Source organism: Aurantimonas sp. C2-5-R2 (assembly GCF_036549495.1).
Classification (GTDB): domain Bacteria; phylum Pseudomonadota; class Alphaproteobacteria; order Rhizobiales; family Rhizobiaceae; genus Aurantimonas; species Aurantimonas coralicida_A.
This window is the reverse complement of sequence record NZ_JAZHLJ010000168.1, coordinates 1-3,031: the sequence shown is the minus strand read 5'-3', so window position 1 is coordinate 3,031 and position 3,031 is coordinate 1. Positions and strand designations below refer to the sequence as shown.

At 64.2% G+C, this 3,031-nt stretch carries 3 protein-coding genes; 1 reads left to right on the top strand and 2 read right to left on the bottom strand.

All coding sequences use genetic code 11. The features are described 5' to 3' along the window. Positions 1-423: 423 nt before the first annotated feature. Positions 424-567, bottom strand: coding sequence for a hypothetical protein (locus tag VQ044_RS24410; RefSeq protein ID WP_327650242.1), 144 nt, complete (start codon positions 565-567; stop codon positions 424-426). Between the two features lie 169 nt (positions 568-736). Here VQ044_RS24410 and VQ044_RS24405 point away from each other — a divergent pair, with 169 nt between their 5' ends. Beyond that, positions 737-2,581 (top strand): M23 family metallopeptidase, encoded by a 1,845-nt coding sequence (locus VQ044_RS24405; RefSeq protein WP_327650953.1) that lies wholly within the window; start codon positions 737-739, stop codon positions 2,579-2,581. 122 nt (positions 2,582-2,703) lie between these two features. Here the strand turns inward: VQ044_RS24405 and VQ044_RS24400 are convergent, their stop codons facing one another. Then, complete coding sequence (locus tag VQ044_RS24400; protein ID WP_327650245.1) at positions 2,704-2,925, bottom strand: hypothetical protein; 222 nt, start codon at positions 2,923-2,925, stop codon at positions 2,704-2,706. Between the last annotated feature and the right edge of the window lie 106 nt (positions 2,926-3,031).

The window sequence follows — 3,031 nt, the reverse complement described above, 5'->3', positions numbered from 1 at the left end:
CCGAAAAGGAAATCGGCACGAAACTCCACGCAGACTTACCGCCGCCCACGCTTCTCTTTCTTCTCAATATCAAATTGTCAAAGATCACGGCATGACCGAAGCCACAACGCCGGGAACCGCAAGCGGAAGCGGAAGCTTGCCGTACCCTTGAGAGGGTCGCTGCATTAGCGGCACTCGAAAAGATAGGACGAAGGCGGCACAAAACCGAACCGGTCAGAACATTTTGTTCGTACCGGCTCTCGGCGACCCGTCAGGCCGCCCCGGCGCCACCACCGTCGTCGATGACCGGCATATAGGCGATCACTGATCCGCCTGTCAACGCCGGTCGTCGCAAAAAATTCAAAAAGCCCACGGCGGCTGCCTGGCGCCAGCGCCGCGTGGCGCGCAAAGGCGCTCGGCGCGGTGCTCCTCCGGTTTGGAACGTCATCCGCCGAAAGCGCCGGCGGTTGCCTCGTGCATCGAGGTCTGAACCGCAGCAGCGGATCGAGGCGGTGCCACCAGCGCGGTCAGCAACTGCCCTTGAGCCCACATGGTCGAGACGCTATTGCCGGCGAGCGGGGTTTCCAAGGCGCGCTCCGCCAACGAAGCGCCTCGGTCGATATTTCGCCACCTTGTACGCGCAAACGCGATGAACAAATGACGACGGGGGACAGACCGCTTGCGATACGACAGGCCGGCTTTTGGGGACGAGCCGCCGCTGGTAGCCGATCGGCGTCGCCGACCGGACCGGCGGCAGGTGTCGGCGCGCTGGCTGGCCGGTACGCTGCTGACCGGCCTCACCTCGACCGCCTTGATGGGCATCGCCCTCTCCGCGGCGCTCGACGGTCACCGCGGCGCCGCGCGGCCCGCCGGCCTCGCAGCGCTGGTTTTCAACAAGACGCTCACCGAGAAAGGCGAACGCGTCGTGGCGACCGCGATCCCGGTCGCCCGCAGCCGCCAGATCATCGAGCTGTCGACCATGAGCAAGGAGGGTGATCGCGAGGTCATCCGCACCCTCCCCTTCGGCTACGTCAACATGCTGCTTGGCGCGCGCTATCAGGCCGGCGCCGACTATCCGAGCTTCGATCCATTGAAAATCTTCGCCGACGCCGCGGATGGGGAGTCGGGTACCGACGCTGCGGAGCCTGCCCAGATTTATGGGGCGCGGGTCGAATCGGAGGTGCAGCTCAAGGTTCAGTCCTTCGAATACGACGAAGCCGCCTATGAACGCGTCGACGCCCTCACCGCCGCCAATGCGGAACAGCTTGTGCGCTCGGTCGCGCCGGGCCTTTCCTACCGGCCGGTCCAGATCGCGTCGCTGGCGACCGTCGACCCGATGCGCTTCAACCTGACAAGCGACGCACCCGACTACGAGCCGGGCTCGGCGTTCCGGGTGGTGGAGGAAAACGTCTCGCTGGCAACCTCCGACACGGACGACACGCTTCCGCGCTTCCACGAGGAAGTCATCCCGTTGCGCGAGACGACGAAGATTGCCGACATTCTCGATGGCAGCGGCCGCTCGGATGCCGAGGCTGGCGCCGCGGTGGAGGCGTTGGTTGGACTTCTGAAATCCGATGAACTGAAAGCCGGTGACGCATTGCGGGTCGGTATCGTCACGAGCGACGATCGCGCGCGGGTCGTGCGGCTTTCGGCCTACCGCGGCAGCCGGCATCTTGCCACCGCCGCCGAGACCGAGGATGGCCCCTTCGCGGCGGCGGCGGCGCCGGAAATGGGCGAATCGGTTGCAGATGCCTTCAATGAGAACGAAAACGAGGCGCCGTTGCGCGCCGACATGCCCAGCGTCTATGATGGCGTCTACCAGGCGGCGCTTTCCTATGGTCTGAACAGCCGGCTTTGCCGTCAATTGGTGAGCATGCTCGCTTCGGAGGTCGACCTCCAGGCTCGGCTGAGCCCGACCGATCGACTGGCCGTGTTCTATTCCCTGGAAGAAGGCGAAGAAGACGCAACCGACAAATCAGAGATCCTGTTCGTCGAGGTCCGCTTCGGCGACACCACGAAGCGCTTCTACCGGTTTCGACCGAACGACGCCGACAGTGCCGACTATTTCGATGCGGAAGGCCGCAGCGCCAAACAGTTCCTGTTGCGCAATCCCGTGCCCAACGGTCGCTTCACGTCGAGTTTTTCGCCCAATCGCAAGCATCCGGTGCTCGGCTATGTGCGTCCGCATTGGGGGGTCGACTGGGCGGCGCCGCGCGGCACGCCGATTCTCGCCTCCGGCAACGGCGTCGTCGAAAAGGCTGGCTGGTCCAGCGGCTATGGTCGCCAGACCATCATCCGTCATGCCAATGGCTACGAGACCTCCTATTCGCACCAGAACGCCATCGCCAAGGGCGTCAAGGCGGGCGCCAAAGTGCGCCAAGGGCAGGTGATCGGCTATGTGGGCTCGACCGGCCTGTCAACCGGCAACCATCTTCACTATGAATTGTCGGTCAACGACAAGAAGGTCGATCCGATGCGCATCAAGCTGCCCTCGGGCCGCGCGCTGAAGGGCGCCGAACTCGACACCTTCGAGCGGGAACGCGACCGCATCGACAATTTGTTGCGCGAGCGCGTCGAGTCGCCGCTGGTCGCCAGTCGCTGACCATCGGAGATGGCGTCGCGTCCGCGCGACGCGAGAACCCGTCAAAGCCGCTGAGTCCTAATCGCCCCGCGCCGACGCGCTGCAGCAACTCCCGACCAAGTGGACGGGACGCCAGTGATACCTCAGGCGAAGGTCCGGTAGGGAGCGAAACGGCTTTCCTGCACCATCCGCCAGCGCCGTGAGGTCGACAGCACGGTCTCGTTCGCGTCGCCGCTTCGCCCAAGCAGTCCGACATCTGCGAGAATATGGCCGTCATGCGCGGCCATGGAGCGGTTGAGAAGTTCGGCACTCTTCATGGCCCGGCCGGCGGTCTTGGTCTTGATACCGGTCTTCAATCCAAACATGTCGCACCCCTACGCTGAGGCTTATCCCGTTGTCCCAGGTCGCCCTAAATGTGGTATCTTGACCCGGATGGGCTGCCGGAACGGTGGCTATGACGGGACAGCCGAT

Coding starts and splice junctions, on each gene's coding strand:
- VQ044_RS24400 (WP_327650245.1), bottom strand. CDS start 2,925: ATGTTTGGATTGAAGACCGGTATCAAGACCAAGACCGCCGGCCGGGCC.